The organism is Williamsia muralis NBRC 105860, assembly GCF_001598915.1.
GTDB classification, from domain to species: Bacteria; Actinomycetota; Actinomycetes; order Mycobacteriales; family Mycobacteriaceae; genus Williamsia; species Williamsia muralis.
In genome coordinates this window covers 128,383-154,944 of the sequence record NZ_BDAP01000005.1, presented here as the reverse complement: position 1 = coordinate 154,944, position 26,562 = coordinate 128,383, and the positions used below count along the sequence as shown (strand labels likewise).

Annotated in this window: 23 protein-coding genes; 19 read left to right on the top strand and 4 right to left on the bottom strand. The window is 65.8% G+C overall.

Going from position 1 to position 26,562, the window contains the following annotated elements; translation table 11 throughout:
- Window positions 1-4 precede the first annotated feature (4 nt).
- The 16 genes from priA (at window position 5) to WIMU1_RS18600 (ending at window position 19,526) form a co-directional block, all read left to right on the top strand.
- Window positions 5-745, top strand: coding sequence for a bifunctional 1-(5-phosphoribosyl)-5-((5-phosphoribosylamino)methylideneamino)imidazole-4-carboxamide isomerase/phosphoribosylanthranilate isomerase PriA (gene priA / locus WIMU1_RS18675; protein WP_062799429.1), 741 nt, complete (start codon window positions 5-7; stop codon window positions 743-745).
- 13 nt (window positions 746-758) lie between these two features.
- The gene (locus WIMU1_RS18670) at window positions 759-1,619 is read left to right on the top strand and encodes an inositol monophosphatase family protein (RefSeq protein ID WP_023960973.1); all 861 of its coding nucleotides are present in this window, start codon (window positions 759-761) and stop codon (window positions 1,617-1,619) included.
- Entirely contained in the window at window positions 1,616-2,389 is a 774-nt protein-coding gene (gene hisF, locus WIMU1_RS18665) for an imidazole glycerol phosphate synthase subunit HisF (protein WP_023960971.1), read from the top strand. Before WIMU1_RS18670 ends, hisF begins: the two co-directional genes overlap by 4 nt.
- 31 nt (window positions 2,390-2,420) lie before the next feature.
- Complete coding sequence (hisI, locus tag WIMU1_RS18660) at window positions 2,421-2,768, top strand: phosphoribosyl-AMP cyclohydrolase (RefSeq protein WP_062799427.1); 348 nt, start codon at window positions 2,421-2,423, stop codon at window positions 2,766-2,768.
- Window positions 2,662-3,024 (top strand): tautomerase family protein, encoded by a 363-nt coding sequence (locus tag WIMU1_RS26905; protein WP_371850306.1) that lies wholly within the window; start codon window positions 2,662-2,664, stop codon window positions 3,022-3,024. Before hisI ends, WIMU1_RS26905 begins: the two co-directional genes overlap by 107 nt.
- 33 nt (window positions 3,025-3,057) lie before the next feature.
- The gene (locus tag WIMU1_RS18650) at window positions 3,058-4,626 is read left to right on the top strand and encodes an anthranilate synthase component I (RefSeq protein WP_084248383.1); all 1,569 of its coding nucleotides are present in this window, start codon (window positions 3,058-3,060) and stop codon (window positions 4,624-4,626) included.
- A complete protein-coding gene (locus tag WIMU1_RS18645) occupies window positions 4,623-5,405 on the top strand; it encodes a Trp biosynthesis-associated membrane protein (protein WP_084248382.1) in 783 nt (260 codons plus the stop codon). The genes WIMU1_RS18650 and WIMU1_RS18645 overlap by 4 nt, the downstream gene beginning before the upstream one ends.
- Before the next feature lie 141 nt (window positions 5,406-5,546).
- A complete protein-coding gene (gene trpC, locus WIMU1_RS18640; protein WP_030172965.1) occupies window positions 5,547-6,365 on the top strand; it encodes an indole-3-glycerol phosphate synthase TrpC in 819 nt (272 codons plus the stop codon).
- A 14-nt stretch (window positions 6,366-6,379) separates the two neighbouring features.
- Entirely contained in the window at window positions 6,380-7,669 is a 1,290-nt protein-coding gene (gene trpB, locus WIMU1_RS18635; protein ID WP_023960960.1) for a tryptophan synthase subunit beta, read from the top strand.
- The gene (gene trpA, locus WIMU1_RS18630; protein ID WP_062799829.1) at window positions 7,662-8,501 is read left to right on the top strand and encodes a tryptophan synthase subunit alpha; all 840 of its coding nucleotides are present in this window, start codon (window positions 7,662-7,664) and stop codon (window positions 8,499-8,501) included. The genes trpB and trpA overlap by 8 nt, the downstream gene beginning before the upstream one ends.
- Entirely contained in the window at window positions 8,498-9,985 is a 1,488-nt protein-coding gene (gene lgt, locus WIMU1_RS26720; protein WP_084248381.1) for a prolipoprotein diacylglyceryl transferase, read from the top strand. Before trpA ends, lgt begins: the two co-directional genes overlap by 4 nt.
- Window positions 9,986-10,133: 148 nt before the next feature.
- Window positions 10,134-14,705: a glutamate synthase large subunit gene (gene gltB / locus WIMU1_RS18620; RefSeq protein WP_062799424.1), complete on the top strand. Its 4,572-nt coding sequence runs from the start codon at window positions 10,134-10,136 to the stop codon at window positions 14,703-14,705.
- Complete coding sequence (locus WIMU1_RS18615; protein ID WP_062799423.1) at window positions 14,698-16,203, top strand: glutamate synthase subunit beta; 1,506 nt, start codon at window positions 14,698-14,700, stop codon at window positions 16,201-16,203. The genes gltB and WIMU1_RS18615 overlap by 8 nt, the downstream gene beginning before the upstream one ends.
- 118 nt (window positions 16,204-16,321) lie before the next feature.
- Window positions 16,322-17,740 carry a pyruvate kinase gene (gene pyk / locus WIMU1_RS18610; protein ID WP_023960951.1) on the top strand — a complete coding sequence of 473 codons (1,419 nt, stop codon included), beginning with the start codon at window positions 16,322-16,324 and terminating at the stop codon, window positions 17,738-17,740.
- Window positions 17,741-18,128: 388 nt separating this feature from the next.
- Window positions 18,129-19,010: an acyl-CoA thioesterase gene (locus WIMU1_RS18605; protein WP_062799421.1), complete on the top strand. Its 882-nt coding sequence runs from the start codon at window positions 18,129-18,131 to the stop codon at window positions 19,008-19,010.
- Window positions 19,011-19,040: 30 nt separating this feature from the next.
- On the top strand, window positions 19,041-19,526 hold the full coding sequence (locus WIMU1_RS18600) for a hypothetical protein (protein WP_062799420.1): 486 nt from the start codon (window positions 19,041-19,043) through the stop codon (window positions 19,524-19,526).
- 9 nt (window positions 19,527-19,535) lie between these two features.
- On the opposite strand, the gene WIMU1_RS18595 is transcribed toward WIMU1_RS18600, so the two are convergent.
- Together WIMU1_RS18595 and WIMU1_RS18590 are read right to left on the bottom strand one after the other, a co-directional pair.
- Window positions 19,536-20,333 carry a crotonase/enoyl-CoA hydratase family protein gene (locus tag WIMU1_RS18595; protein ID WP_062799827.1) on the bottom strand — a complete coding sequence of 266 codons (798 nt, stop codon included), beginning with the start codon at window positions 20,331-20,333 and terminating at the stop codon, window positions 19,536-19,538.
- Between the two features lie 184 nt (window positions 20,334-20,517).
- On the bottom strand, window positions 20,518-21,225 hold the full coding sequence (locus tag WIMU1_RS18590; protein ID WP_062799418.1) for a YoaK family protein: 708 nt from the start codon (window positions 21,223-21,225) through the stop codon (window positions 20,518-20,520).
- Between the two features lie 241 nt (window positions 21,226-21,466).
- On the opposite strand from WIMU1_RS18590, the gene WIMU1_RS18585 reads away from it, so the two are divergent.
- The 3 genes from WIMU1_RS18585 (at window position 21,467) to WIMU1_RS18575 (ending at window position 24,348) form a co-directional block, all read left to right on the top strand.
- Window positions 21,467-23,302: an AMP-dependent synthetase/ligase gene (locus WIMU1_RS18585; RefSeq protein ID WP_062799825.1), complete on the top strand. Its 1,836-nt coding sequence runs from the start codon at window positions 21,467-21,469 to the stop codon at window positions 23,300-23,302.
- Between the two features lie 37 nt (window positions 23,303-23,339).
- On the top strand, window positions 23,340-23,990 hold the full coding sequence (locus tag WIMU1_RS18580; protein ID WP_255283883.1) for an HAD family hydrolase: 651 nt from the start codon (window positions 23,340-23,342) through the stop codon (window positions 23,988-23,990).
- Window positions 23,991-24,117: 127 nt separating this feature from the next.
- On the top strand, window positions 24,118-24,348 hold the full coding sequence (locus tag WIMU1_RS18575) for a hypothetical protein (protein WP_062799416.1): 231 nt from the start codon (window positions 24,118-24,120) through the stop codon (window positions 24,346-24,348).
- Between the two features lie 73 nt (window positions 24,349-24,421).
- Here WIMU1_RS18575 and WIMU1_RS18570 read toward each other — a convergent pair whose 3' ends face one another.
- Both WIMU1_RS18570 and WIMU1_RS18565 read right to left on the bottom strand, forming a co-directional pair.
- Entirely contained in the window at window positions 24,422-25,282 is an 861-nt protein-coding gene (locus WIMU1_RS18570) for an LLM class F420-dependent oxidoreductase (protein ID WP_062799821.1), read from the bottom strand.
- A gap of 81 nt (window positions 25,283-25,363) precedes the next feature.
- Entirely contained in the window at window positions 25,364-26,455 is a 1,092-nt protein-coding gene (locus tag WIMU1_RS18565; protein WP_245968987.1) for a glycosyltransferase, read from the bottom strand.
- Between the last annotated feature and the right edge of the window lie 107 nt (window positions 26,456-26,562).

Below are 26,562 nucleotides of genomic sequence, written 5' to 3'. Positions count from 1 at the left end.
CAGCATGAGCTCACGACTTGAACTGCTTCCGGCGGTCGACGTGGCCGATGGCCAGGCGGTGCGGCTGGTGCAGGGCGCCGCAGGCAGCGAGACGTCCTACGGTTCTCCGCGAGAGGCCGCATTGACGTGGCAGCGCGACGGTGCCGAGTGGGTGCATCTGGTGGACCTCGACGCGGCGTTCGGCCGGGGCAGCAACCGCGAGTTGCTGGCCGAGGTGATCGGTGAGCTGGACGTGAAGGTCGAACTGTCGGGCGGTATCCGCGACGACGATTCCCTCAAGGCCGCGCTCGCCACCGGCTGTGCGCGGGTGAACCTCGGCACCGCTGCACTGGAGAACCCACAGTGGTGCTCGCGCGCGATCGCCGAACACGGCGACCGGATCGCGGTGGGTCTCGACGTCCAGTTCGTCGACGGCTCGTACCGGTTGCGAGGGCGGGGATGGGTGTCCGACGGCGGCGACCTCTGGGAGGTTCTGACCCGGCTCGAGCGCGACGGCTGTAGCCGCTACGTCGTCACCGACGTGACCAAGGACGGCACCCTCACCGGGCCCAATCTCGAACTGCTGCGCGAGGTCACCTCGAAGACCGATGCCCCCGTCGTCGCCTCAGGTGGGGTGTCGACTCTTGACGACCTCGTGGCGATCGCCGGTCTGGTCGAGGGTGGCGTCGAAGGCGCCATCGTGGGCAAGGCACTGTATGCCGGGCGGTTCACCCTGGTGGAGGCGCTTGCGGCGGTGTCGTCATGAACGTCGAACCCGCATGACCGCCACCGACGTCCCCGGTTTCCCGGCCGACCTCGATCCGAACCGTCTGCTCGCCACCGCGGCCGACGTGCTCGACTCGGTCACCGCCCGCTTTCGTGATGGTCTGGGTGCACCCAGCGCGATCACCAAGGGCCACACCGACTTTGCCACTGAGTTCGATCTGGAGCTGGAACGGATCATCTCGGCCGAACTGCAGGAGCGCACCGGGATCGGTGTGCACGGCGAGGAGTACGGCGGCCCCGACCTCACCGAAGGCACCGTCTGGGTGGTCGATCCGATCGACGGCACGTTCAACTACTCGGCCGGGGTGCCGGTGGCCGGGATCCTGCTGGCGCTGCTGCACAACGGACTGCCGGTGCTGGGACTCACCTGGCTCCCGCTCTCGGATCTGAAGTACGCCGGGTTCGTGGGTGGCGGGCTCACCTGCAACGGCAAGCTGCTCGATCCGCTGCCGACCCTGCGACTCGACGAAGCGATGCTGGCCTTCGGTGCCTTCAACCTCGACAGCCGGGGGCGCTACCCCGGGTCGTTCCGGGTGGAGTTGCTCGGCGAACTCAGCAGACGGACCGCCCGACTGCGTCTGTTCGGCAGTACCGGCTTCGACCTGGCCCTGACCGCCGGTGGCCAGATCAACGGCGCGATCAGCTTCGGCCACCACGCCTGGGACAACGCGGCGGGCGCCGCGCTGGTGCTCGCTGCGGGTGGTCAGATCAGCGACCTCGCGGGCGAACCGTGGACGGTCAACTCGCCGTCCATCCTGGCCGCTGGGCCAGGGGTGCACGGCGAACTGGTCGAGCTCATCTCGCAGCTCGGCGATCCACGTGCGTTCGAGGTTCCGAAGGAGAAATACCGATGACGGTCGCCGTACGGGTCATCCCGTGTCTGGACGTCGATGCCGGCCGTGTGGTCAAAGGGGTCAACTTCCAGAACCTGCGCGACGCCGGCGACCCTGTGGAACTGGCCGCCGCATACGACGCGGACGGGGCCGACGAGCTCACCTTCCTCGACGTCACCGCCTCCAGCGGTAACCGCGGCACCATGCTCGACGTGGTCAAGCGCACCGCCGATCAGGTGTTCATCCCGCTCACCGTGGGCGGCGGTGTCCGCACGGTCGCCGACGTGGACCGATTGCTGCGGGCCGGTGCGGACAAGGTCGGTGTGAACACCGCCGCCATCGCCAACCCCGATGTGCTCGGCGAGATGAGCCGGCACTTCGGATCGCAGTGCATCGTGCTGTCCGTCGACGCCCGCACTGTGCCCGACGGCGAGTCACCGACCCCATCGGGTTGGGAGGTCACCACCCACGGAGGCCGTAAGGGCACCGGCATCGACGCGGTCGAATGGGCCAGACGCGGCCAGGACCTCGGGGTCGGGGAGATCCTGCTGAACTCGATGGACGCGGACGGCACCAAGAACGGTTTCGATCTCGACATGATCACCGCTGTCCGGGCCGCGGTCCAGGTCCCGGTGATCGCCAGTGGCGGAGCGGGCGCGCTGGAACATTTTGTCCCTGCGGTGCGTTGCGGGGCAGACGCGGTGCTGGCCGCCTCGGTGTTCCATTTCGGCCAGCTCACCATCGGTCAGGTCAAGGACGCGATGCGGGCCGAGTCCATCCCGGTTCGCTAGCGCGCGGCCCGTTTCAACCCCAGGAGTTCCCATGTCGCTCGACCCGGAGACAGCCGGCAAGCTCAAGCGCAATGCCGACGGTCTGATCTGCGCGGTGGTGCAAGAAGCCGGGACCGGCGATGTGCTGATGGTTGCGTGGATGGATGACGACGCCCTCGAACGAACCCTCGCCACCCGTGAGGCCACGTACTTCTCCAGATCACGCGGCACCCAGTGGATCAAGGGCGCCACCAGTGGCCACACCCAGAAGGTTCTCGAGGTGCGCCTGGACTGTGACGGTGACACCGTGCTGCTCACGGTCGAGCAGACCGGCGGGGCTTGCCACACCGGCGACCACAGTTGCTTCGACGCGGACGTTCTCTTCACGTCCATCTCGTGAGCAGCTGCCGTCAGAACCCACAGCGACCGCACAATTCCAGCGACGCAGAACCCAGCGAAACAGTGAGGCCGACATGCCGTTGATCCAGATCTCTCAGACCCCAGGACTCAGCGACCGGGTCAAGCGCGAGACCATCGCCGCGGTCACCGAGGCCTACGCCCGCGCAACCGGGAAGAACCCTGATTCCGTGTGGGTCACGATCACCGAGGTACCACGCACGCAGTGGGGTGTCGGTGGGGAACCGCTCGGTCAATAGCGGCGGCCGACCGGGACGAAGTCCGTTGATGAAATGATGGTCGGGATGCCGAACAAGACCACAGCCGCCGCACCCGCCGGGGGTTTCTCAGACACCACCACGCTGGCCGAGTTCCTCGACCTCGCCGCCGACCATCGGGTGGTCCCGGTGACCCGCAAGGTTCTCGCCGACGCGGAGACCCCGCTGTCGACGTACCACAAACTGGCCGGCGACCGGCCCGGGACCTTCTTGCTGGAGTCGGCGGAGAACGGGCGCTCGTGGTCGCGATGGTCGTTCATCGGGGCGGGTTCACCGTCTGCGTTGACCTCCGTGGACGGGGAGGCGACGTGGTGGGGGACCAGGCCGGCCGGCGCGCCGTCAGGCGGCGACCCACTTGCCGCACTCGCCGAGGCGTTGAAGATCTTGGCGACGGACCGGCTGCCCGGTTTGCCTCCGTTGACCGGCGGGTTCGTCGGGTTCCTGGCGTACGACGCCGTTCGGCGGCTCGAGCGTCTGCCCGACACCACCGAGAACGATCTGCACCTGCCCGAGATGCTGATGATGCTCGCCACCGACATCGCAGCAGTCGACCACCACGAGGGCACCATCACGCTGATCGCCAACGCGGTCAACTGGGACGGCACCGCCGAACGCGCCGAGCTCGCCTACGCCGATGCGCTCGCCCGGCTCGACACGATGACGGAGGCGCTCGCCGCTCCGGCGCCCTCGACGGTGTCCACCTATCGGCCGGTCGAGCCGGAGTTCACTGCTCAGCGCACCCGTGAGGAGTACGGCACCATCGTCACCAGCCTCGTGTCGGAGATCGAGGCCGGCGAGGCATTCCAGGTTGTACCGTCCATGCGTTTCGAGATGCAGACCGATGCCGATCCGATCGACGTGTACCGGGTGCTGCGCACCACGAACCCCAGCCCGTACATGTACCTCCTGCGCATCCCCGGCATCGGACGCGCGGACTTCACGATCGTCGGATCCAGCCCGGAAGCGCTTGTGACCGTCAAGGATTCGGTGGCAACCACTCATCCGATCGCGGGTACCCGCTGGCGTGGGGACACCGAGGCGGACGACCTGCTGCTCGAGAAGGATCTGCTGGCGGACGAGAAGGAGAACTCCGAGCACCTGATGCTCGTGGATCTGGGACGCAACGATCTCGGCCGCGTGTGTGAACCGGGCACCGTGCAGGTCAGCGACTACCGGCACATCGAGCGGTACAGCCATGTCATGCACCTGGTGTCCACGGTGTCGGGCCACCTGCGTGATGACAGCACCGCGCTCGACGCGGTGAACGCGTGCTTCCCGGCGGGGACCCTGACCGGAGCACCCAAGGTGCGCGCGATGGAACTGATCGACGAGCACGAGAAGACGCGGCGAGGTCTGTACGGGGGTGTGGTCGGTTACCTCGACTTCGCCGGCGATGCGGACACCGCCATCGCGATCCGTACCGCGGTGATGACCGAGGGCCGGGCCTACGTGCAGGCCGGAGGAGGCGTGGTGGCCGACAGTCAGGCTGACTACGAGTACAACGAGGCGAGCAACAAGGCGCGAGGTGTCCTCAAGGCCATCGCCGCCGCCGAGACGATGTCACGAGTGGGTGGCGACCGATGACCGAACCCGGCGATACGACGAACCCCGGCGAACTGTCGTCCGGTGAGGCGGTGGCCGGCCGTCGCGGTGGTGGACGTGGCCGGCGGCTCGGCGTGATCGCCGTTCTGCTCGGAGTGGCGGCGGTTGCGTTCTGGGCCGCCTCACGCATGACGTGGGCCGAACTGATCGCCGCAGACGGCATGGCGCCGCCCCGCACGTTCACGGTCAAAGGCTCGGACTGGACGCTGCTGTTGACCCCGCTCGCGATCGTCCTGCTGGCCGGGATCGCTGCGGCCGCCTCTCTGCGTGGGTGGGCGCTGCGAATCGCCGCCGTCATCGTCGCGGCCATTGCCGTGCTCGGGATCCTGCCCGCGATCACCCTTCTCACCGGCGATGACCACACGACCTACGCCGCGAAGGTGATCGACATGCCGGCGCGGTATCAGCCGCTCGAGGTCGACACCTCGGTGCTGCCAGGCATTGTCGTGCTTCTCGGTGCGCTGGCAGCAGTGCTCGGGGCCGTGGTCATGCTGCAGACGGCCGCCCTGGATGCCCCCATGTCGTCGAAGTACAAATCGCCTGCGGCACGCCGGGCCGAGCTCGAGGAGCAGGTGTTCGCCAAGCGTGAGGCGGACAAGAAGTCGGGGCGAATCTCCGGCTCGAACGACCCTCGGGAGGGTGGTGGCACCTCGTCCAACGAGGCGGCCGCGGACGGTGCGCCGAACAACGAACGCATGCTTTGGGACGCCCTCGACACAGGCGATGATCCGACCGTCGGTCCGTCCGATCGGCAACCGTGACGCGTCTCACGTACCGGCCTGGTACCCCGAATCCGAACGGTATGGCAGCGCAGCTACCCTTTGTGTACGGAAATCACGAGCAGCTGTGGCCGTTAGCGTGTTGCGCGCAACCTCGCCAGTAGCGTGAGAAAGGGGTTGATCATGAGCACGCAAACCGTCCTTGACTCGATACTTGCCGGGGTGAAAGCAGACGTCGCCGCACGTGAGTCCGTGATCGACTTCGCGTCCATCAAGGCCGCCTCGGCCAAAGCGCCGGAACCCAAGGACGCCCAAGCCGCGTTGCGGGAACCCGGCATCGGTGTCATCGCCGAGGTGAAGCGGGCCAGCCCGTCCAAGGGCGATCTGGCCGACATCATCGATCCGGCCGCGTTGGCCACCGCTTACGAGTCCGGCGGAGCCCGGATCATCAGTGTGCTCACCGAGGAACGGAAGTTCCGCGGTTCGCTCGCCGACCTCGACGCGGTTCGCGCCGCGGTACAGGTGCCCGTCCTCCGCAAAGACTTCATCGTCGGGCCCTATCAGATCCACGAGGCGCGGGCTCATGGCGCCGACGTCATCCTGCTCATCGTCGCCGCGCTCGAACAGAACGTCCTGGCGTCGCTGCTCGACCGCACCGAGTCGCTCGGGATGACGGCGCTGGTGGAGGTCCACACCGAAGAAGAAGCCGACCGGGCCCTACAGGCCGGTGCGTCGGTGGTGGGCGTCAACGCCCGCAATCTCAAAACCCTCGAAGTCGACCGGGACAGCTTTGCTCGCATCGCTCCCGGGCTGCCCACCGAGGTCATCCGGATCGCCGAGTCCGGAGTACGCGGCACCGCCGACCTGCTGGCCTACGCCGGCGCCGGCGCGGATGCCGTGCTGGTCGGGGAGGGGCTCGTCACCTCAGGTGACCCGCGCGCCGCGGTATCCGAACTGGTGACCGCCGGAACCCACCCGTCCTGTCCCAAACCAGTCCGTTAGGCCTTCGCCGCAACATGACGTCTTCGTCCTCATCTGCTTCACCGTCCCAGTCGTTCTCGGATCTGCCCCCGGCCAGTGCCGGGCTCGCCTCCCGGACGTCGTTCGAACCGGATCGCGGCGGGCACTTCGGTGTCTACGGCGGACGGCACGTCCCCGAGGCCCTGATGGCCGTCATCGAGGAAGTGACCGCCGCCTACGAGAAGGTGCGTTCGGACGACGAGTTCCTCGGGGAGCTCGACCGGCTCCAGCGCGACTACACCGGTCGCCCCTCACCGATGTACGAAGCCCGGCGTCTCTCCGAGCTCGCCGGCGGTGCACGTATCTTCCTCAAACGAGAAGACCTGAACCACACGGGTTCTCACAAGATCAACAACGTGCTCGGTCAGGCGTTGCTCGCGAAGAAGATGGGCAAGAACCGCATCATCGCCGAAACCGGTGCCGGCCAACACGGTGTGGCCACCGCGACCGCCTGCGCGATGCTGGGCCAGGAATGCATCATCTACATGGGTCGCGTCGACACCGAACGGCAAGCGCTCAACGTCGCCCGGATGCGACTGCTCGGTGCGTCGGTCGTTGCGGTCGAAACCGGCTCGGCGACTTTGAAAGACGCCATCAACGAGGCGATGCGTGACTGGGTGACCAACGCCCACGACACGTACTACTGCTTCGGTACCGCGGCCGGTCCACACCCGTTCCCGATGATGGTCCGAGACCTCCAACGAGTGGTCGGGCTCGAGGCGCGCCAGCAGATCCAGCAAGCGGCGGGTCGACTGCCCGACGCGGTCGTCGCCTGCGTCGGCGGCGGGTCGAACGCGATCGGCATATTCCACCCGTTCCTCGAGGACACCGATGTTCGGCTGATCGGCTACGAGGCTGCCGGTGACGGCGTCGACACCGGCAGGCACGCGGCAACGTTCACCGGCGGAACCCCGGGCGCCTTCCAGGGTGCGTACTCCTACCTCCTGCAGGACAGCGACGGTCAGACCACGGAGTCGCACTCCATCTCGGCCGGACTGGACTACCCCGGAGTCGGACCCGAGCACGCACACCTCAAGGACATCGGACGGGCCGAATACCGGCCGATCACCGATACAGAGGCGATGGACGCACTGGCGCTTCTGAGTCGCAAGGAGGGCATCATCCCGGCGATCGAATCGGCGCACGCCGTCGCCGGTGCCCTCAAACTCGGCCAGGAACTCGGTCCCGACTCGATCATCGTGGTCAACCTGTCCGGACGTGGTGACAAAGACGTCGATACCGCCGCCAAGTGGTTCGGACTCTTCGAAGTGGATGGTCATGTCTGAATCCCCGACGGCCGACTCCCGGCTCGGCCCCCTGTTCGCCCGTTGCCGCGAGGAGAAGCGCAGCGCGCTGATCGGGTACCTGCCGGTGGGCTACCCGGATCTTCCGGGGTCGCTGGACGCGATGCGCACCATGGTCGATGCCGGCTGCGACATCATCGAGGTCGGGGTGCCGTACTCCGACCCGGTCATGGACGGACCGACGATCCAGGACGCGGCCGATCAGGCATTGCGCTCGGGTGTGCGCGTCCGAGACGTGTTCACCGCCGTCGAGGCGATCTCCGACGCGGGCGGCAGCGCAGTGGTGATGACCTACTGGAACCCAGTTCTCCAATACGGCGTGGATGCGTTCGCGCGTGACCTCGCCGGCGCCGGCGGCCTGGGCCTGATCACCCCCAACCTGATCCCCGAGGAAGCAGACAGCTGGATCGCTGCGTCCCACGAGCACCATCTCGACCGCATCTTCTTGGTGGCACCGTCGTCCACCGAGGAGCGGTTGGCCATGACACTCGAGGCCAGCAGCGGCTTCGTCTACGCGGCCTCCACGATGGGCGTCACCGGCGCCCGCGACAGCGTCTCCACCATGGCCCCGGAACTCTGTGCCCGCATCCGCCTGCACTCGGACATCCCGATCGGGGTCGGACTGGGTGTACGCAGCAAGGCGCAGGCCGCCGAGATCGCCGGATACGCCGACGGCGTGATCGTCGGATCCGCTCTGGTGAGCGCGGTGGCCGAGGGCGGCGACGCGCTTCGTGCACTGACTGTCGAACTCGCCGAGGGCGTCCGGGCGACGTACGCCGGGCAAGACCCGGTGTCGACCGAGGTCCCTTCGTGACCACTGAGCTGCTGGCGTACATCCCCAGCCCGTCGCAGGGTGTCTGGCATCTCGGTCCCTTCCCGCTGAGGGCCTACGCGCTCTGCATCATCGTCGGCATCGTCGTCGCGATCTGGTGGGGCAACCGACGCTGGATGGCACGGGGCGGCCGTGATGGCGAAGTGCTGGACGTGGCCATCTGGGCGGTTCCGTTCGGTCTGATCGGTGGCCGCATCTACCACGTGATCACCGACTGGAACACGTACTTCGGCGACGGCGCGAAAGAGCCGGTCGACGCCTTCAAGATCTGGGACGGCGGACTGGGTATCTGGGGCGCCGTGGCATTCGGCGCCCTCGGCGCATGGATCGGGGCTCGCCGCGCCGGGATCAAGCTTCCGCCCTTCGGCGATGCCATCGCTCCACCGATCTTGCTCGCCCAGGCCATCGGCCGGCTGGGCAACTGGTTCAATCAGGAACTCTATGGAGACCGGACCGATCTGCCCTGGGGTCTGAAGATCTACGAGAGGTCGGATTCCTCGGGCTTCACCAGCCCCAACCTCATCGACGGCAAGTCCACCGGCGAGGTCTACGCGATCGTGCAGCCGACGTTCCTCTACGAGCTGCTGTGGAACCTGCTGATCGTGGCCGCACTGATCATCATCGACCGTCGGTTCCGGATCGGCCATGGGCGGCTGTTCGCGCTCTATGTGGCCGGCTACTGCGTCGGGCGCTTTGTCATCGAAACCCTCCGGACAGACCCGGCCACCATGCTGTGGGACATCAGGATCAACCTGTTCACCTCGGCGCTGGTGTTCGTCTGCGCGGCCCTGTATGTGGTCATCGCGCCCAAGGGCCGGGAGACGCCGCACGAGATCTATCACCCAGGTGCGGCCCCCGAGGCCGGACCCACCGAGCACCCCGTCGACGGGTACGTCGAAGACGAACGCGAACCGGCGACGGTTGCTGCGGCGGGCACCGCGAAGAACTCCGACGACGATTCGACCCGCACCCGGCGCGTCGATCTCGACAAGTCGGCCGAGTCGGCTGGACCGGTTGCCGGGCGCGAGTCCGAAGCGCCGTCGACGACGACCGCGGAGGCAACACCGGACGAGACCACACCGGTCGAGACCGCACCCGATGCGAATGCACCGGCTGAGATCGGCGCGGCCGAGTCGGCGGATGCCGCGGATACCGAGACGGTGGACAAGCCTGCGACTGCAGGCGCCACCGCAGCAACGACCACCGAGCAGGAAACCTCGGCGACGGACAAGTCCGAGCCCGAGACGAAGAACGCGGAGACAGCCGAACCCGACCAGGCCGATCCCGAGACGGCCGAACCCGGCGAGTCGGCAACCGAGACAGAACTGCCTCCGCCGCCCCCGGACGATCTGCCCCCGGATCCCGACATCGAGACCACCGGGGACCCGAAGCTCGACAAGGCCGCGAAACCGTATCGGAAGCCCAAGCCAGACACCGCAACCGAGGCCGACGAGAGCCCCAACTGACCCGGTCTTTCCTCCACCTTTGCTGCTAACATCGGAACTTACGCCACTGTGAAGTTCGCAGCGTCGTGTTCACCCCACGGGCCAGAGACGTCCTGAGGATTGCTGGCTGGTTCCCCCGCGAGGCGGGGGCAAGGCGTGGAGGTCGGATTTGCTGTTCTCTCAGCTCCCCGAAGCCCAGGGTCTGTACGACCCGGACAACGAAGTCGATTCCTGTGGTGTGGCGATGGTCGCCGACATCCACGGACGGCGTTCCCATTCGATCGTCGCCGACGGCCTTCTTGCCCTCGAGAACCTCGATCACCGCGGCGCGGCTGGAGCTCAGACCAACAGCGGTGACGGCGCGGGCATTCTGATGCAGGTTCCCCACGCCTTTTTACGTGAGGTGGTCGAGTTCGACCTGCCTCCGGCAAACCTCAACGGCGAGAACACTTTTGCTGCGGGAATCTGTTTTCTCCCTGCCGACCCGGGCGCCCGACGACGTGCGATCACCCGGGTGGAGGACATCGCCGCCGAGGAGAACCTCCGAATCTTGGGCTGGCGAGACCTGCCCGTCGAGGTGGATGAGGCCGACATCGGTGAGACGGCGCGGGGCTGCATGCCGTTCATGAGCCAGCTGTTCGTCAGCGGACCACTCGACGACGACGGCATCGCACCGTCGGGGCTGGAGCTCGACCGGCTCGTGTACCCGCTGCGTAAACGCGCGGAGCGGGTCACACCGGACCTCGAGGCCGACGGCAGCGGATTGTATTTCGCCTCGCTGTCCAGTCGCACCATCGTCTACAAGGGCATGCTGACCACCAAGCAGTTGCCGCTCTACTACCCGGATCTGCGCGATGAGCGGGCCGAGAGTGCCATCGCGATCGTGCACTCGCGGTTCTCCACCAACACCTTCCCGTCCTGGCCCCTGGCGCACCCGTTCCGGTTTGTCGCCCACAACGGGGAGATCAACACCGTTCGGGGCAACCGGAATCGGATGCGGGCCCGCGAAGCGCTTCTGGACACCGACCTGATCCCCGGCGACCTCAAGCGGCTGTTCCCGATCTGCACCCCGGATGCCTCCGACTCCGCGTCGCTCGACGAGGTGTTGGAGCTACTGCACCTCGGTGGTCGCAGCGTGCCGCACTGCGTGATGATGATGGTGCCCGAGGCCTGGGAGAACGTGCCCGACATGGATCCTCGGCGCCGCGCGTTCTGCCAGTTCCACGCCTCGATGATGGAGGCATGGGACGGTCCGGCCTGCGTCACCTTCACCGACGGCACGATGGTCGGTGCTGTGCTCGACCGCAACGGACTGCGGCCCGGGCGCTGGTGGCAGACCCGCGACGGACGGGTGGTCCTTGCCTCCGAAGCGGGCGTACTCGACATCCCCACCGACGACATCGTCGCCAAGGGCCGTCTCGAGCCGGGCAAGATGTTCCTGATCGACACCGCGGAGGGCCGGCGGATCACCGATGAGGAGATCAAGGGCCAGCTGATCGGTGAACAGCCGTACGAGGAGTGGCTGCACGCCGGACTGCTCGAACTGGCCAGGCTCCCGGAGCGTCCCCGGTTCCTGCCGACCCACGAAAGTGTGGTCCGCAGGCAGGTGTCGTTCGGGTACACCGAAGAGGACCTGCGCGTCCTGATCACCCCGATGGCTGCCTCCGGGTACGAGGCGCTGGGCTCGATGGGCACCGACACCCCGATCGCCGTGCTCTCACAGCGTTCGCGTCTGCTCTACGACTACTTCGTGGAACTGTTCGCACAGGTCACCAATCCACCGCTGGACGCGATCCGCGAGGAGATCGTGACCTCCATGGCTCGGGTGATGGGTCCCGAGCAGAATCTGCTGCACCCGAGTGCGGCGTCGTGCCGGCAGATCCTGCTGCCCTGGCCGGTGTTGAACAACGATGAGCTGGCCAAGATCGTGCACATCAACGACGACGGCAATCACCGGGGCCTGGCTGCCAAGGTGCTGCGCGCGCACTACCCGGTCGCCGAAGGGGGACCGGGTCTGGAACGCGCGCTCGAAGAACTGCGCAGGCGGGCCAGTGAGGCGATCGCGAACGGCTATTCGACGCTGGTGATCAGTGACCGCGAGGCCGACCGGGACAATGCGCCGATCCCGTCGTTGCTCGCGACGTCTGCCGTGCACCACCATCTGATCCGCACGAAGGAACGCACTCGGGTCGGTCTTGTCGTCGAGACCGGTGATGCGCGCGAGGTGCATCACGTCGCGCTGCTCATCGGCTTCGGAGCCGCAGCAGTGAACCCGTATCTGGCATTCGAGACCATCGAAGACCTTGTCCGCGAAGGCGAACTCACCGGCGTCACCCCGTCGAAGGCGGTTCGTAACTACTTGCAGGGACTGGGCAAGGGTGTGCTCAAGGTGATGAGCAAAATGGGCATCTCGACCGTCGGAAGTTACACGGCTGCACAGTGTTTCGAAGCCGTAGGACTCTCCGGCGACCTGGTGAAGGAGTACTTCACCCGTACGGTGTCGCGTATCGGCGGGGTCGGACTGGACGAACTGGCCGAGGAGGTCCGGATCCGTCACCACCGGGCCTACCCGCCCAACCCCACCGAGCAGGTCTACCGCCGGCTCGAGGTCGGTGGCGAATATCAGTACCGCCGTGAAGGTGAGCTGCACCTGTTCAGCCCGGAGACGGTGTTCTTGTTGCAGCACGCCAGCAAGTCCGGCCGAACCGACGTCTACCGCAAATACACCGACGAGGTGAACCGGCTCTCCCGCGAGGGCGGCACCTTGCGTGGGCTGTTCGAGTTCGACACCGAGGGTCGCGAGCCGATCCCACTCGACGAGGTCGAATCGGTCGAGTCGATCATGACGCGGTTCAACACCGGCGCGATGAGCTACGGGTCGATCTCGGCCGAGGCACACGAGACGATCGCCATCGCCATGAACAGCATCGGTGGACGGTCGAACTCGGGTGAGGGCGGTGAGGACACCGATCGGCTCTACGACCCCACGCGCCGGAGCGCGGTGAAGCAGGTGGCCTCGGGGCGCTTCGGTGTCACCAGCGACTACCTCGTCAACGCGACCGACATCCAGATCAAGATGGCGCAGGGTGCCAAACCGGGTGAGGGTGGGCAGCTGCCCGCCTACAAGGTGTACCCGTGGATCGCCAAGACACGGCACTCCACGCCGGGCGTCGCGCTCATCTCGCCGCCCCCGCACCACGACATCTATTCGATCGAGGATCTGGCCCAGCTGATCCACGACCTCAAGAACGCCAACCCGCAGGCGCGCATCCACGTGAAGCTCGTCAGCGCGATGGGTGTGGGTACGGTCGCGACCGGTGTGTCCAAGGCCCACGCCGACGTGGTGCTCATCTCTGGCCACGACGGCGGGACGGGTGCGTCCCCGCTGACCTCGCTCAAACACGCGGGCACCCCGTGGGAGATCGGTCTTGCCGATGCCCAACAGACGTTGATGCTCAACGGTTTACGCGACCGGATCACCGTCCAGTGTGACGGGGCGCTGCGCACCGGCCGGGACGTCATGGTCGCGGCCCTGCTCGGTGCCGAGGAGTTCGGATTCTCCACCGCCCCGCTGATCGTGGCCGGCTGCATCATGATGAGGGTCTGCCATCTCGACACATGCCCCGTGGGTGTGGCGACACAGAACCCCAAGTTGCGAGCCCGGTTCACGGGCAAGGCCGAGCACATCGTGAACTTCTTCAAGTTCGTCGCCGAGGATGTCCGCGAGCATCTCGCGATGCTCGGATTCCGGACCCTCGATGAAGCGATCGGACGTTCCGATGCGCTCCACACCGCCCCCGGGGTGGCGCACTGGAAGTCGAAGGGGATCGACCTGTCGCCGATCTTCCACACGGCCGACACCGACTCCCCGAGGCGGCGGACCCGCGAGCAGTACCACGCCCTCGACAAGGCGCTGGACCAGACCTTGATCCAGCTGGCGGAGGGAGCGCTCGAAGATGCGCACCCGGTGACCCTCGACCTGCCCGTTCGTAACGTCAACCGCACGGTCGGAACCCTGCTGGGGTCAGAGGTGACGCGACGGTACGGCGCAGATGGTCTGGCCGAAGACACGATCACGGTGTCGTTGACGGGGTCCGCCGGCCAATCGCTGGGGGCGTTTCTCCCGCCGGGTATCACGCTGAACCTCACCGGCGACGCCAACGACTACGTCGGAAAGGGGCTGTGCGGCGGAAAGATCATCGTCCGGCCGCATCCCGACGCCCTGTTCATCGCCGAAGACCAGGTCATCGCCGGCAACACCATCCTGTACGGGGCCACCAGCGGCGAGGTCTATCTGCGCGGCCGAGTCGGCGAACGGTTCTCGGTGCGCAACTCCGGCGCCACGGCCGTGGTCGAAGGTGTGGGCGACCATGCCTGCGAGTACATGACGGGCGGGCGGGTGCTGATCCTCGGACCCACCGGCCGCAACCTCGCGGCGGGGATGTCCGGTGGCATCGCGTACGTCTACCGCCTCGATCCGGGCATGGTGAACCAGGCGATGGTGGCGCTGCAGAATCCGGACCCCGACGACCTGCTGTTCCTGCACGAACACATCCGCAGACACGTCGAACTCACGGGATCGGCGGTGGGGGCGTCGATGCTCGCCGACTGGCCTCGGCGAAGCCGCAAGTTCACCAAGGTGATGCCCACCGACTACCAGCGGGTGCTCGACGCCGCCCGGATGGCCGAAGCGGAAGGACGCGACGTGGAAGCTGCGATCATGGAGGCGGCTCGTGGCTGATCCGCGCGGATTCCTGGAGGTCGGCAAGACCGAGGCCCCGACCCGGCCGGTGTACGAACGGGTCAACGATTGGCGTGAGGTCTACGTCGACAAAGACCCCGACAAGGAGAACCAGCACGTCTCCGAGCAGGCCCGCAGGTGCATGGACTGCGGAATCCCGTTCTGTCACTCCGGATCTGCAGGTTGCCCGTTGGGCAACCTGATCCCCGAATGGAACGACCTGGTGCGCCGTGGCCGGTGGGATGCGGCCAGTGACCGCCTGCACGCCACCAACAACTTCCCCGAGTTCACCGGCAAGCTCTGCCCGGCGCCCTGCGAGGCGGCCTGCGTGCTGTCCATCTCGCACGCCACCACCGGCGGCAGCGTCACCATCAAGCGCATCGAGAAGACGATTGCCGAAGAGGCGTGGCGGGAGGGACTCGTCGTCCCGCAGACCTCGGCGACACTGTCCGGCAAATCGGTCGCGGTCGTCGGTTCAGGTCCCGCTGGTCTGGCGGCCGCGCAACAGCTCACCCGCGCAGGTCACGCGGTGACCGTCTACGAGCGAGACGACCGGATCGGCGGTCTGCTCCGGTACGGCATCCCCGAGTACAAGATGCAGAAATCGGACATCGACCGGCGGATCGCCCAGATGAAGGGGGAGGGCACCGAGTTCGTCACCGAGTGCAACGTCGGAGAAGACCTGACCGTCGCCGAGCTCCGCGACCGTCACGACGCCGTCGTCCTCGCTGTCGGCGCGCTCAGGGCCCGCGACAACCCCGAGGTGCCCGGACGTGAGCTGGGCGGTGTCCACCTCGCCATGGAGCATCTGGTGCCCGCCAATCGCGAGTGTGAGGGCGACGGGGCGTCACCGATCTCCGCGCACGGCAAACATGTGGTGATCATCGGCGGCGGCGACACCGGAGCCGACTGCCTGGGTACCGCCCACCGGCAGGGCGCTGCGTCGGTCACCCAGCTCGACTACAACCCCGAGTTGCCACCGGAACGGGACGAGAGCCTCTCACCCTGGCCGACATGGCCGTTGATCTTGCGCGACTCCGCCGCGCACGTCGAGGGTGGCGAGCGTAGATATCAGGTTGCGGTGCAACGTTTCCTTGGCGATGACAACGGCAACGTCACCGCGATGGTGCTGGCCGAGGTCACCGTCGAACGCGACGACAACGGCAGACGAAATGTCGTGCCGGTGGGGGATGAGTTCGAAATGCCCTGCGAATTGGCACTTTTCGCGATCGGGTTCGAGGGTGTCGAACGCACCACGTTGCTGACCGACCTCGAGTTGGCCCCCAACGGCCGCGGCGCGCTGTCCTGTGGCAGCGACTGGCAGACCGACACGCCCGGGGTGTTCGTCTGTGGCGATGCCCACCGCGGGGCGTCGCTGGTGGTGTGGGCGATCGCCGAGGGGCGGGCGGCGGCGCGTGGTGTCGATGAGTTCCTGATGGGCGAATCGGATTTGCCCTCACCGGTTCATCCCGCGGCGCTTCCGCTCTCGGTTCGCTGACGACGGACTGCCGCGGCGGCACCCACGACGGGGCCAAAGGCGGAGTTCGACGTAATTTCACGTGACGTCTTGGGTGCTTACGTGGAGGAGATCGCCGTCGCGGACTAGGCTCGGCGGAGTGAATCGACGTACCAAAATCGTGTGCACCCTGGGTCCTGCAACTGCAACCGACGAGCGCGTGCGTGAGTTGGTCGAGAGTGGCATGGATGTGGCCCGGCTGAACTTCAGCCACGGCAAACACGAAGACCACCGAGAAATGTACAACCGCGTGCGCAAGGCCTCCGACACCACCGGACATGCGGTGGGCATCCTCGCCGACCTGCAGGGCCCGAAGATCCGGTTGGGAACGTTCGCCGACGGACCGGTGCAGTGGCCCGCGGGTAAGCAGGTCCGCATCACCGTCGATGACTGCGAAGGCACCGCCGAACGCGTGTCGACCACCTACAAGCAACTGGCCGTTGACGCCCGCCCCGGCGACCGACTGCTCGTCGACGACGGCAAGGTGGGGCTGACCGTCACCGACATCGACCAGAACGACGTCATCTGCACGGTGACCGAAGGCGGACCCGTCAGCAACAACAAAGGCGTCTCCCTCCCAGGGATGAACGTCTCGGTGCCCGCGATGTCCGACAAGGACGAAGCCGACCTCGAGTTCGCCCTGAAGCTCGGCGTCGACCTGATCGCCCTGTCTTTCGTCCGTTCGCCGGCCGACATCGAACTGGTCCACACCATCATGGATCGCGTGGGCCGCCGGGTCCCCGTCATCGCGAAGCTCGAAAAGCCCGAGGCCATCGACAACCTCGAAGCCGTCATCCTGGCATTCGACGCAGTGATGGTCGCCCGCGGTGACCTCGGCGTCGAGCTGCCCCTCGAAGAGGTCCCACTGGTGCAGAAACGGGCCATCCAGATGGCCCGCGAGAACGCCAAGCCGGTGATCGTCGCCACCCAGATGCTCGAGTCGATGATCGAGAACTCGCGACCCACCCGCGCCGAGGCGTCAGACGTGGCCAACGCTGTGCTCGACGGCGCCGACGCCGTGATGCTCTCCGGTGAGACCTCGGTCGGCAAGTACGTCATGGAAACCGTCCAGACCATGGCCCGCATCGTGAAGGCAGTGGAAAGCGGACCCCGCGACGTCCCGCCGCTCTCACACGTCCCGCGCACCAAACGCGGCATCATCTCCTACGCCGCCCGCGACATCGGCGAACGCCTCGACGCAAAAGCCCTCGTCGCGTTCACCCAGTCCGGCGACACGGTCCGCAGGCTCGCGCGCCTGCACACCCGACTGCCGCTGCTCGCGTTCACCCCGCTGCCCGAGGTACGCAGCCAACTCGCAATGAGCTGGGGCACAGAGACATTCATCGTCCCGCGCGTCGAATCCACCGACGCCATGATTCGTCAGGTGGACCAAGCGCTCCTGGAAATCGGGCGCCTCAAAGTCGGTGACCAGGTGGTCATCGTCGCCGGAGCCCCTCCCGGCACCGTCGGCACCACCAACCTGATCCATGTGCACAGGATCGGTGAAGACGACCACTGATATTTGCTCGCTCCGCCGGTGTTTGATGGCTCGCTCCGCTCGCTTTGTCGGTGTGGCCGTCATCGCGCGTTCTTCCCTCCTCTTCACATCGCTGGCGCTCGTTCATCGTCAGTCCAGAACGCGCGTGGCCACACCTCCCAGGTTCGCTTTGGTCGCTTGCGCTCCCTCGCTCGGCCACACCTCCGGGGCTCGCATCGGTCGCTTACGCTCCCTCGCGAGTTTTGAGTGAGCGAGCGAAGCGAGTGATTGTCGCGGGTGGCCCCGCGTGCTCTGGACAGAGGAGCGAGGGAGCGCAGCGACTGAGTCGACGAAGGAAGAGCGCGTGACCCGGGCCACCAGCCCGCGAGCGGAGCGAGCCATCAGACACAGCTCAGCTAGCATTCGTCCTGTGACTGATGCCCCCGGCTCGACGTCCGACCTGAACAAACTGCTGGCGCTCTTCGATCTGGAGGAACGCGAGACCGACGTCTTCATCGGCGTCCACCCCGCTCAGATGGGGCCACGCACGTTCGGCGGTCAGCTGCTCGGTCAAGGTGTGGTGGCTGCCGGGCGCAGTGTTCCGCGGCCCACGCCCGTGCATGCGCTGCACGCGCATTTCATCCGCGGCGGGGACGTGACCAAACCGCTGGAGTACCACGTCACCCGTCTGCGAGACGGAAAACCGTTCGCCAATCGTCTGGTCACCGCACTGCAGGACGGCGAAGAGATCCTGTCGATGCTGGTCGCCTTCCAGGACAACAAAGCCGGCCTGGAGCATTCGGTGCAGATCCCCGATGTGCCGTACCCCGAGGACCTGCCACCACTCGGTGAACACTTCAAGGGTTTTGAAGATCGCATCGCCATGTTCGTGAATGCGTTGCATCCCATCGACATTCGCTTCGCCAACGACCCCACGTGGAAAGTGCGCGAGTCAGGCGACACCCTGGAACACAACCGGGTGTGGATGCGTACCGACGGCCAGATGCCCGACGACCCGCTTCTGCACATCGCAGCGCTCTGCTACGCCTCGGACACCACAGTGCTCGATTCGATCCTGACAACACACGGATTGTCCTGGGGGATCGACCGGTTGTTCGCCGCCACCGTCAATCATTCGATGTGGTTCCACCGCGAGTTCCGGTTTGATGACTGGTTGCTGTACGCAAGTGAATCGCCGGTCGCGGCCGGCTCGCGAGGGCTGGCTTCGGGACGGTTCTTCACCCGCGAGGGCTTGCTGGCGACGACCGTGGTCCAAGAAGCGCTCATCAAGTACTTCCCGCCACGCGGCTGACCCGACGCGCCGATGAGGCAGACTTGAATCATGTATCCAGCGCAGCAGACGCCGCAGTACTGGCTGGCGCCCGGACCTGATCTGCCGCCCCGCACCTGGCAACGGCGCACTCGGACACCGATCATCATCGTCAGTGCCGTCGTCGGTGTTGTGCTCGCCGTCATCGCGCTCGGTGCCATGGCCTGGGGTGTGCAAGGCCGCGACTTCACCGCCGAAGGCGAAGTTGTCCTCACCGGCGGCCAATATGCCGTGCCATCCGCTGACATCTGCGGTGGCACAGGCGAATTCGAAGACCTCAAGGTCGGTGCTCGAGTGCGCATCCTCGACGAGGAGCTCACCATTCTGGAAGAGGGCACACTCGGCGCACCTGAACTCTCCGACAACCGATGCCGCCTCGGATTCGCGGTCTCCGGGGTACCGGAGGGCCGCGGCCGCTACGTCGTCGAGATCGGGACCACCGTCCGGCACGAGGCGAGCGAAGGCGTGCTCGAACGCGGCATCACGTTCGAGTTCTGAGCGGAAGGCTCAGAGCTCGCGGTCCACGAACTCCGGGGTTGTGCGCTTCATGCCCGCTTTCCGGGCAATGGCGTGGTTCTTGCCGCGCAGCAGCCGCAGTTGCAGCACCTGCTCCACCGGGAACGAGAACCGGGGAGAGCGCGACCAGGTCTTCTCGAGCAACGTCTTCGTGGACGCCACCGAATCGGGGGAGCGGGACGCGATCTTCTCGATCAAGGCCATTGCCTCAGCCATCGGATCCTCGGCGACACCGGTGACCAGCCCGATCTCCTTGGCATGATCGGCAGAGAACATCTCGCCGGTCATCGTCAGTCGCTTGGCGATGTCGATGGTGGTGAGCTGAGCCAACGCGGCCGATGCCGACATGTCGGGGATCAATCCCCACTTGGCCTCCAAGACGGAGAAGTCGGCGTCAGGCGTGGCGAACCGGAAGTCGGCTCCCATCGCAATCTGCAGCCCGCCGCCGTAGCAATGGCCATGCACCACCGCGATGACGGGGACGGGAACCCGTCGCCACTCCCATGCGGGGTCCTGAAAACCGTTGGAGCCCTTCAGAAGGTTTGGGATGAAGTTCCGGTAGATGCTCTTCTCTTTGCCCTGGAGGCTGGCGAAATCAAGTCCGGCACTGAAGGATTTGCCCGCGCCGCTGATGATGACGGCGCGCAGGGTGCGGTCCTTGGCCGCCTGCCGGGCTGCTCTGGTGAGTCCGGCGAGCAACGGCAAGGTGAGTCCGTTGTGCTTGTCGGGCCGGTTGAGCTGCACATGCGCGATGGGACCGAATGGTGTCTTCTCCACCCGGTAGGTCACCGAATCGTCAGCCGCGGGGCGTGTCTCAGGGTCCGCGGCAATTGCCAGAGATGCGGGTCGCGAGGTGGCATCGGTCGAGGACATTCGGATCTCCTTCGGTGCGTATTCGCTTCGAGGGTACGCCCGAGGCCCTACCCCGATGGACCGGCATCGACCCCTCCGGAGCTGCCGGTGGTGGGCGGGCTCACACTGCCGCGGCGCCGTGACCTGCGTCCTCGTCGGGTCCCGAACTCGTATCGCGCTCGTCGAGAATGAAAAAGGCGAGGGTGACGGCAAGAAAGCCGGCGGGCAGCCAGGCGGCGTGCACACCCAGCCACTCCGTCGCGAACGCGCCGACCGCAGCGCCCACGAAGAACGAGCCGATGACTTTGGAGTAGACGGCAAGCGCGCGCTTGGACGTCTCGGATCCGGTGGTGAGGACGCCGTACGCGGACTCGACGGTGCGCATCAAGTTCCCGGTGGTCGCGACCACCATGTAGTTGAGATCGCCGATCGAGCGGAACAGCTCGATCTGCATCGCGGCCATGAAAGAGATCGGCACCGTGACGTACATGTGGGGGACCGTCTCGGGAACGAATCCGATGGCGGCCAACGACAGGGCCTGGATGCCCATCGTCCATCGGATCGGATGGGTCACCACCGAGTCGAGGCGTCCGGTCTTGATGTGGGTCGACAGGGTGACACCCAGCAAAAACGCGACGATCGGCCAGATCCGCGCCACCGCGTCGGCGTAGTGCTGTTCAGACAGGTTGATGAAAAAGAAGATGACGTTCCCCGTCTGCACATTGGCGAACACGCCGCCGCGAACAAGGAATGTGTACGAGTCCAGGAAGCCACTGGCGCAAGTAACTAGCAAAGCGAATCGCAGCGTTGTCGTCGTGGTCGTCGGCATGGTTCTCCCGCCCGGAATCTCCTGTCCGAGGTGATGTTACGGCCGAGGTGCGCCCTCCGGGTGCCAAGCGGCGCGGGCAGTCTGTCGGGGGTGTTGCGTCGTGGTCGCCATATTGCAGGTGGATGTCGGCTGTCCGATTTGTCGGGTCATCGGCGAATCGCCTTCGGGAGCGGCGCGGCAGCGCTAGATTCTGATCACAGCCGTGTTCATGATGCGTCGCGACCAACCGCCGGGAGAACTGATGAGCGAGAACACCACCGACGTCGTCTTTCACCACGCTTCGGGAGTCGCCGTGCACACCACGGCCGAAGCGTTTCAGCAGACCGCCATGATGCACCCCGATCGTGTCGCGTTGCGCACTCCGGGCGGGATCCAGGAGATCACCTGGCGTGAGTACGCTCAGCGTGTCGAGGCAATCGCACGAGGCCTCGTGCGTCTCGGTGTCACACGTGGCGACACCGTCGGCCTGATGTTGACCAATCGCCCCGAGTTCCACCTCGTCGACACCGCCATCGTTCACCTGGGAGCGATCCCGTTCTCGGTGTACAACACCAGCGCACCCGAGCAGCTCGAGTACCTGTTCACCGATGCCGCCAACAAGATCGTGATCACCGAGCAGGTGTTCATGCCCGCCATCAAACAGTCCGGCGTGGCGCTCGAGCACATCATCACCGTCGACGGCCCGGCCGAAGGTGCCATCGAACTCAAAGACGTGGAAGCCCAGGGCGACGAAGAGTTCGATTTCGAAGCTTCCTGGCGCGCAGTGGAATCCGATGACCTGGTCACGTTGATCTACACCTCGGGAACCACGGGACCTCCGAAGGGCGTGGAGATCACGCACAGCAACGTGATCTCCGCCGCGGAATCGGTGGCCAACGAACTGCAGTTCGGATTCGACGACCGGATCATCTCCTACCTGCCGGCCGCACACATTGCCGATCGGGTGTCATCTCACGGTGCCAGCCAGATGCGCGGAATCCAGATCACCTCGGTGGCCGATCCGCGAGAATTCGCTTCAGCGCTGCCCGATGTACGGCCGACCGTCTTCTTCGGGGTTCCCCGTGTGTGGCAGAAGGTGAAGGCCGGCATCGAAGGCAAGCTTGCCGAAGAGACGAGCCCGGTGAAGAAGAAGCTTGCGGGATGGGCGCTCGACGTGGGTCGGCGTGCAGCCAAGGCCGACTTGGCGGGCACTCCGAGGGGCAAGACCCTCGCTGCTCAGCACCGCGTGGCAGACACCCTCGTGCTGTCGAAAGTCCGTGCGGCGCTGGGACTCGACGAACTGAAGGTGGCCATCTCGGGTGCGGCGTCCATTCCGGCCGAGGTGATCGAGTTCTTCGTCGGGATCGGCATTCCCGTCATCGAGGTGTGGGGTCTGTCCGAGACGACCGGAGCTGCGACGAAGACGACCACGGACAATCTGAAGGTCGGCACGGTCGGCAAACCCGTGGACGGTGTGGAGATCAAACTGGCCGACGACGGCGAAGTGCTGGTCCGAGCTCCGATGGTCATGCGGGGTTACCGCAACAAGCCGGAGAAGACGGCAGAGGCGATCAATGCAGATGGGTGGTTCGCCACCGGCGACGTGGGCAAGATCGACGACGAGGGAAACCTGACAATCGTCGACCGCAAGAAGGAACTCATCATCAATGAGTCCGGCAAGAACATGGCACCGAGCACGATCGAGAACGCGGTGAAAGCGTCCTCGTCGCTGATCAGCCAGGTGGTCGCGATCGGCGACAACAAGCCGTACATCAGCGCCTTGGTGGTCCTTGATCCCGACGTCGCGACGTCGCGTGCAAAAGCTCTGGGTGTCCCCGAGGCGCAGATCGCGGATCTTGCCGAGAACCCCGAGATCATCGAAGAGGTCACGCTGGCAGTGAAGGCAGGCAACTCGAAGTTGTCGCGGGTGGAGCAGGTCAAACGGTTCGCGATCGTGCCATCTGCCTGGGATCCGGGCGGCGACGAACTGACTCCGACGATGAAATTGCGGCGCAAGCCGATTGCCGGCAAGTATGCCGACACGATCGTCGATCTCTTCTCGAACCCGCCGGGTGCCGGAGTCATCGACCTCGGGTGACCGCGCGCGGTCTCATCGCGCAGGCGATGATGGTGCAGTGACTGCAGCAGTGATCTTCGACATGGACGGTGTGCTCATCGATTCCGAGCCCATCTGGGAACAGGTGCGCCGGGATGTGGTGGCCGAACACGGCGGTCGGTGGCTTGACGAGGCACAGACCGCACTGATGGGGATGAGCACTCCGGAGTGGGCGAAGTACATGAGTGAGGACCTCGGTGTGGGCAAGCCCCCGAATGAGGTCGCGCAGATCGTGATCGACAAGATGGTCGAGCGGTATGAGGACCATCTCCCGGTGTTACCGGGCGCCGATGACGCAGTGCGACGGTGTGCCGGGCGGTGGCCATTGGGGCTGGCCAGCTCGTCGCCCCGGCAACTCATCGATGCTGTCCTGCGGTCGGCGGGATGGACCGACCTTTTTGCGGTGACCGTGTCGACCGAGGAGCTCAGCAGGGGTAAACCCGCGCCCGACGTCTACCTCTCGGCGGCACGGGCGTTGGGGTTCGAGCCCGCAGAGTGTGTTGCGGTGGAGGATTCGTCGAACGGTATGCGGTCCGCGACCGCCGCCGGACTGGTGCTCATCGCTGCACCCCGGCCGGAATACCCGCCGGCCCCGGACGCCATCGCAGGGGCAGCTGTTGTGCTCGACGATCTCGACGGGCTCGAGGATCGCGTCGCGGCACTCGCTTGAACGCGCGCACGGGCGTCTCGATCCCGCCGGCAACCACTGTGATGTAGTTGAGGCGCGCGATTGGGTACCCGTCTGAGGTCATACTTTTCCATCCGAACAGACGAATCCATTGATACGGGAGGCAGCGATGAGCGATTCACACCCGAACGAGCAGCCTGGCAGCACCGATGAGCCGAGCAAGACGGTCGATGATCTGGAAGAGAAGATCAGTCAAGAACATGCTGACTCGGGCAAAGCCGGGCCGTCCATCAACGACAGCGACCCCGGGGACAGTGCCGATTCGGATTCGAGCGGGTCGGATCCCAGTGGTGACACCAGCACCGCGCAGGGGTCGGCTACCGGCGAACCACCGGACTGACAATCCGGAAAACCCGCCCGATCATTCACGATTCGGCTTCGCGTCGACGATCGGACGGGTTTTGCTCATGGCGTCACAACAAGGCCGGAGCCAGACGACGCCACTGCTCCCTCGGGTACACCTTGGGGTCGGTGTCGAGTACTTGCACACAGACGTGGTCGGCACCGGCGGCGAGGTGCTCCTGCACCCGGCCGGCGATGGCGGCTTCGTCGCCCCACGCGATGATGGCGTCGAACAACCGGTCGCTGACCGATGTCAGATCGTCTTCGGTGAAACCCGAGCGCAGCAGGTTGTTCGCGTAGTTCGGCAGCCCGAGGTAACTACGCAGCCAATCGGTTCCGATCGAGCGGGCGTGGTCGGCGTCCGTGGTCAGGATGGCGGTCTGCTCGGGGAGCAGTAGAGGGCCGGTGCCCAGGGATTCGCGCGCCCGGGCGGTGAAGTCGGGCGTGACCAGGTACGGGTGTGATCCGTTCGCGCGAGTTGCGGACAAGTGCAACATCTTTGGTCCCAGCGCGGCGAGGACGCGGGCGTCGACGGGGACTGGCTGTTCGGTCGCGTCGAGAGCCTCGAGGTACGCCTTGGTCGCAGCCAACGGCTTCTTGTATCGGCCCGGGTCGCCCGCGTCGATGAGTGGAGCGTGACTCACGCCGATTCCGAGCAACAAGCGCTCTCCGTGCGCAGAGACCAGGGACTGGTATTTCGCGGCGACGTCCACCGGTTCGTGCATCCACAAGTTGAGGATGCCCGTTGCGACGACGGCTTTGCTCGTGGCTCCGAGGAGGTTCTCCACGGCGTCGAACAGCGGACCCCCGACGTCAGGGATCCACAGTGCGGTGTATCCCAGGTCCTCCAGTTCGGCGGCTGCTTCTGCGGATTCGGCTGCATCGCCATAGCGCAACTGCGAACTCCAAACGCCTACACCTGCAAGTTGCATGGTCATCTCCTCGGTGACGCACCAGGGCGTCGTCGGCGCTCATGAGCGCGTGATGTGATTCGAGATCTGCTGTCCACGATGCTAGTCGATCGCTTGATCGGCGCGACCGGTCGCGGTGGAGTATTGTTCGAGCGCTCGCGAGTACACGGCGTCATGCATCGCCGAAATGCGCTGCCGCTCAATTTCTCTCGAGGCTCTGCTGGCTGCCGGTGTGCTGTCGCGTTCGGCGTGTGTGGCCCTCAAGGCCTCGGTCAGGCTGCTGGGATCGAATCTGTCCAATCCGAAACCGTATGTTCGACATGGCTTTTGATCACCGAAGTAGCCGCAGTCCGGAGCGATCACCGCGGTCCCCAGGTCGTAGCACGCTTCCAGCCATCCCGAATGTGTTCCGAATCGGTAGGGGAGCACACTGACATCGATCTCGGTCAGGTACTGCCAGAGTTCGTTGTCGTCGAACCGGTCGTGAATCCTGAGGTCCACATTGTGCCCGGTCGCGTAGTCGGTGATGATCGCGGCGAGGTCGGCCGTTTGTTGATCGCCACCGGGGTCGAAGACGTGGGAGTCCAGGTCCACCCGCGCACGCGTGTCGGGGATACCCGCCGCCGAGGTCACGATGGTGTCGAGTATGGCAAGAGGATCGAGATTGGCCCGGAGACTTTTTGCATGCACGCCCACGACGAACTCGGGTCCGTGACCACGAGGCCGGCCGATCATCCCCAAGGGAGCTACATGTGGGTGGGGGATGACGGTGGCCTCGACGCCCCAGCGCTGGACGATCTCCGTGGCCGCGCCGGGAGTCAGGGTGATGACCTCGTCGGCGCCGCGCACCAGGACGTTCAGCTGTTCGAGGTGGAGCGTGTTGTCCCGGAAGTGAGGGTTGTGCAGGTCGTGGGCGGTGAACACCAGTGGTTTGTTGTGATGGTGGAGCAGGTCGACGACCTGGTGGAGGCGGCCGGGGGAGATGGAATCGAATCCGAAGTGCAGATGTAACACGTCGAAATCATCGATGTGGTCGCTCAACCAGGCGGGCTCGAGCCACCGCGGTGGCCACCACCGATCGCTGGAGCCGGCGCCCTCGGGCACCGGGTCGGGAAGCCGTCTCACCCGCGAATCGCCGGCGGCGAGGTGGGCTACATAGCGGTGGCCGGTGGGCACCGAGGCGACGGTGATCAAGTCGATGATTCCTTCGTGCGCAATTCGGATACCCGGTGATGTGGCGACCCCGCCCGGCTGTTCGAGAGGAGATGCGTCCTGACATCAAAGTACTATCGCGGCGCCCA

What these genes read in the sequence shown, in the direction of transcription:
- WIMU1_RS18645 (WP_084248382.1), top strand. Translation starts at nt 4,623, where the DNA reads ATGACCGAACCCGGCGATACGACGAACCCCGGCGAACTGTCGTCCGGT.
- hisF (WP_023960971.1), top strand. Translation starts at nt 1,616, where the DNA reads ATGACGGTCGCCGTACGGGTCATCCCGTGTCTGGACGTCGATGCCGGC.
- WIMU1_RS18670 (WP_023960973.1), top strand. Translation starts at nt 759, where the DNA reads ATGACCGCCACCGACGTCCCCGGTTTCCCGGCCGACCTCGATCCGAAC.
- WIMU1_RS18650 (WP_084248383.1), top strand. Translation starts at nt 3,058, where the DNA reads ATGATGGTCGGGATGCCGAACAAGACCACAGCCGCCGCACCCGCCGGG.
- trpB (WP_023960960.1), top strand. Translation starts at nt 6,380, where the DNA reads ATGACGTCTTCGTCCTCATCTGCTTCACCGTCCCAGTCGTTCTCGGAT.
- WIMU1_RS18570 (WP_062799821.1), bottom strand. Translation starts at nt 25,282, where the DNA reads ATGCAACTTGCAGGTGTAGGCGTTTGGAGTTCGCAGTTGCGCTATGGC.
- priA (WP_062799429.1), top strand. Translation starts at nt 5, where the DNA reads ATGAGCTCACGACTTGAACTGCTTCCGGCGGTCGACGTGGCCGATGGC.
- trpC (WP_030172965.1), top strand. Translation starts at nt 5,547, where the DNA reads ATGAGCACGCAAACCGTCCTTGACTCGATACTTGCCGGGGTGAAAGCA.
- WIMU1_RS18585 (WP_062799825.1), top strand. Translation starts at nt 21,467, where the DNA reads ATGAGCGAGAACACCACCGACGTCGTCTTTCACCACGCTTCGGGAGTC.
- hisI (WP_062799427.1), top strand. Translation starts at nt 2,421, where the DNA reads ATGTCGCTCGACCCGGAGACAGCCGGCAAGCTCAAGCGCAATGCCGAC.
- trpA (WP_062799829.1), top strand. Translation starts at nt 7,662, where the DNA reads ATGTCTGAATCCCCGACGGCCGACTCCCGGCTCGGCCCCCTGTTCGCC.
- WIMU1_RS18575 (WP_062799416.1), top strand. Translation starts at nt 24,118, where the DNA reads ATGAGCGATTCACACCCGAACGAGCAGCCTGGCAGCACCGATGAGCCG.
- WIMU1_RS18600 (WP_062799420.1), top strand. Translation starts at nt 19,041, where the DNA reads ATGTATCCAGCGCAGCAGACGCCGCAGTACTGGCTGGCGCCCGGACCT.
- WIMU1_RS18590 (WP_062799418.1), bottom strand. Translation starts at nt 21,225, where the DNA reads ATGCCGACGACCACGACGACAACGCTGCGATTCGCTTTGCTAGTTACT.